The 1624-nt window shown below is 51.0% G+C and carries 1 protein-coding gene; it reads right to left on the minus strand.

Annotation, left to right across the window (positions count from 1 at the left end; genetic code table 11):
* Positions 1-667: hypothetical protein (locus NW838_RS00075; RefSeq protein WP_414427252.1), on the minus strand; the 667-nt coding region annotated here is incomplete at its 3' end.
* Between the last annotated feature and the right edge of the window lie 957 nt (positions 668-1624).

Genomic DNA, 1624 nt, shown 5'->3' on the forward strand with positions numbered 1-1624 from the left:
GATTGGGAACTTGGCTTGCCCCATCTGTGGGCACAGACTTGAGTAAATCTTCATCCCCCTGACGCCTCTGTACAGCCTGCTCTCGGCCATAGGGAGTCCAAATGCTAGAGCCAGATTCCAACCATTCTTCCACCTCCTCCCCTGTAGCAATCCTAGGTTGGGCAGCAGCGTGAATGGGGACACAGCGGGGATCCTTGCTTACCCTTCTAGCCAGCTCTTTGTAGCGCTCAGGATGAGCTTCTATGCTGTAGATGCGAACAGAGTTGGGAAGGGCGTAGCGCAAAACAGCTGTGGATCCTTCTCCACTACTGGCCCCTACCTCGACCACCACCCGCAGGGAGGGATCCCTGCAAATTTCTGCAAGAGCTGCTCCAAAAGGCTCATCTAGCCGGATTTCTGGTGGGATATACCACTCTGGCCAGGCGGAGTCGCCGTTCCGTTTCTGATTGACCCAGTGGCCATACGCAGCAGCAGCTTCTCGATGATAGAAGGAACTGGCTGTGGGTAAAAAGGCATCAGCCTCCTCCTGAGAGAGGTCACGAAGGTATTGAGTAACCTGAAATAGCCACAGGCGCGCCACTTCCTCGCCTGTCTGGGGATCGTAAAGAGAGTTGATAAAGGCATTTGGAGGCCAATCTTCTAGAATTTGCTTCAATACTAACCACACCCAATCCTCTTCCCCAGCTCTAGCGAAGCAGTCAAGGCTGTGCGCCAGCAGCTGAAGTCTATGGTGGTGGTGTACAGGAAGCTTTAGGGCTTCCTCCCGCATGCGTTCTGCAACAGGTTGATAGACAATCGACAGAACTTGCAAAAGTCGCTTTGTCTGTGGCCACAATAACCCTTCTAGAGATCCACCCCTGTACCTTTCTGCAAACTCAGGAGCGATGGAAAGAGCAATGGTCTCTAGGAGAATTGAGGGAATACTTTCTTGTTCGGCCTGGGCAAAAAAGGCAGAGTAGGATCCTTGCCAAAATAAAGTTCCCAGCTGTTCAAAGTTGGTGGCTTGCGTCACAGCTAATGACCCCCATTGCTCTTCCTGCTAGAGAGAAGGAGTAGCTCTGCTTAAGCTCAAGCATAGCAAGGATTGCAACTTCTGGCAAAGGGAGAAGTGTCATTGCCTGGGGAAAAGCAACATGTACAGGAAAGCTTCAAGTTTGTTGCAGGAAATGTTCAACTGATAACTATTCCTGTCTTGGCTGCTATCGCCGCGGGGCAAGCATTTCGTGGACTTTGGTTCACTACAGCTCCTCCAGGCCGAGTTTGGGATCTTATTACGCTACAGCCTATTAAGAGGCTACAGGATACAGCTGTAAGCCTGCCTGTTCTGGACTCATCGGAATCAAGCCTCAGAAACACGACGTTTTGTATCCCTTGATCTGTGAACAGGCCGTAGGTTTACTCACAATTTAGACTATCTTGTTAGACTATCTTGACTTGTGCTAGAGTGGAACGTTTTTTCACTTACAGAAAATTTGGGTTTGCAGGCTCATGCCTAGATGCTACGATTGGCTATATCCACTAGCTGCTTAGGTAGCCGCCATGCAAGTCCAGCTTCATTCTCGGCTGCGCCCTCTCTCCCTTACGTTGATGGCGGTGGGGGGCTCTTGGCTTCTGGGATCCTGCC

The organism is Synechococcus sp. R55.2 (assembly GCF_047462075.1).
In the GTDB taxonomy this organism is placed as follows: Bacteria; Cyanobacteriota; Cyanobacteriia; order Thermostichales; family Thermostichaceae; genus Thermostichus.